Below are 1,995 nucleotides of genomic sequence, written 5' to 3' on the forward strand. Positions count from 1 at the left end.
GATGGTCCCCGCCGCCATCAGCTTCGGCACGGACTCCTGGTCGAGCATGTCGTGCAGCGCGTCGTAGAGCGGCCGCAGGTACGGGTCGATCTTCTCGGAGAGCGTGCCGGGCAGGAAGCCGAGCCGCTCCCCCGCCTCGACGGCCGGGCGCGTGAGGATGATCCGCGTGACCTGCTTGGCCTGCAGCGCCTGGACCGCCTTGGCCATGGCCAGGTAGGTCTTGCCGGTGCCGGCCGGGCCGATCCCGAAGACGATCGTGTTCACGTCGATCGCGTCGACGTAGCGCTTCTGGTTCAGCGTCTTGGGCCGGATGGTGCGCCCGCGCCGGGACAGGATGTCGAGGCTGAGCACCTCCGCCGGCGAGGGGCCCTCCGCCTCGGAGAGCATCCGCACCGTCCGGCGCACGGCGTCGGGGTCGATCGCCTGGCCGCGGCTGGCGAGCACGACGAGCTCGGCGAACACCCGCTCGGCGAACCCGACGTCGGCGGGCTCGCCGGTGAGGGTCAGCTCGTTGCCGCGGACGTGGACGTCGGCGTCGAGCAGGCTCTCGGCCTCCCGGAGGTTCTCGTCGCGCTTGCCCAGCAGGGTCAGCAGGGCCGACTCGGGGACGACGATGCGCGACTCGCCGGACGCGGTCGGGGTCGTGGGGTCTGGCGTGGGTCCGTGGCCGGTCACGTGCAGATCGGTCCTGCTTCCTGCCTGGGAGCGGCCGCCGCCCCCCGCGTCGTCGGTGACCGCGACGGTCGGTGGGGATGCCGCGGTGTCCTCTTCTGCTCCCACTCTAACCGTCACCCCCGACAGCGTTCTGCCCGCGTGAGGCGGGTCGGGCGCCGCCGAGTGCCAGCGACGGGCCCTCCCACCGGGCGCGGAGCCACCGGTCGTGCGAGGTGACGACGACGGTGCCGGGCGCCCGCCCCAGCGCCTCCTCCAGCTCGGATGCGAGCCGCAGCGAGACGTGGTTGGTGGGCTCGTCGAGCAGCAGCAGGTCCGGGCCCGCCGCGACGGCGACCGCGAGCGCGAGCCGCCGCCGCTGCCCCACCGAGAGCGCCCCGACCGCGATGCCGTGGTCGCGCGGGTGGAGCAGACCGAGCGTGCGCAGGGGCACCCCCTCGGCCGTCGCCGCCCCTACCAGCGCCGCGTAGGCCGCGCCGGCGCTGCGGTCGAGGGGCCCGACGTCGGGGTCCTGCTCGACGAGGGCGACGCGCCGCGCGGCCACGTCCACCCGTCCGGCGTCGGGAGCCAGCCGGCCCGCCAGCACCGCGAGCAACGTGGACTTGCCCGACCCGTTCGGCCCCGTGACCAGCAGCTTCTCCCCCGCCGGGACGTCGAGTCGATCGAGCTCGACCCGCGGCGGCGCTCCACGCGTCCCAACCACCCGCAGCCCCCGCACCGACACCGCGAGGCCGCCGTCGGCGCCGGTCGTGAGCGCGCCGCGGAACCGCAGCGGTTCCGGCGGCTTGGCGACGGCGTCCCGCTCGGCGACCTCGAGGCGGCGCTGGGCGTCGTGCACGCGCCGCGCCCGCGCGCGCTCCACGTTCGCCCCCTTGAAGGCGTGGACGAACTTGTCGTTGTCGGTCGGGCCCCGCCCGGCCGCCACCGCGCGCAGGTCGGTGCGGGTCTTCTCCCGCAGCCGCGCGATCTCCTCCTGCTGCGCGGCCCACGTCTCCTCCCAGCGCCGCCTGGTCCGGGCCTGCTCGTCGAGGTAGGCGGTGAACGTGCCCCCGAAACGCCGCCCGCCCTGCCCGTCGGTGCCGAGGACGCCGGCGTCGAGGTCGAGCAGCTCGGTGGCGACCCGGTCGAGGAACGTCCGGTCGTGGCTCGCCGCGATCACGACGCCGGGCATCGCGACCAGTTCGCGTTCGAGCAGGTCCAGGGCCTCGTCGTCGAGGTGGTTGGTGGGCTCGTCGAGCAGCAGGCACGCCGGGCGGCGCACCAGGGCCGCCGCGAGGGCCAGCCGGGTGCGCTGTCCGCCGGAGAGGGTGGCGACCGGACGGC

At 75.5% G+C, this 1,995-nt stretch carries 2 protein-coding genes; both read right to left on the reverse strand.

Annotation, left to right across the window (positions count from 1 at the left end):
* Positions 1 to 615: PhoH family protein (locus tag AC0CYZ_RS27755; RefSeq protein ID WP_472221340.1), on the reverse strand; the 615-nt coding region annotated here is incomplete at its 3' end.
* A gap of 166 nt (positions 616 to 781) precedes the next feature.
* A partial coding sequence (locus AC0CYZ_RS27760) for an ATP-binding cassette domain-containing protein (RefSeq protein ID WP_472221339.1) occupies positions 782 to 1,995 on the reverse strand: 1,214 nt, incomplete at its 5' end.

Source organism: Actinomycetospora sp. (genome assembly GCF_055612215.1).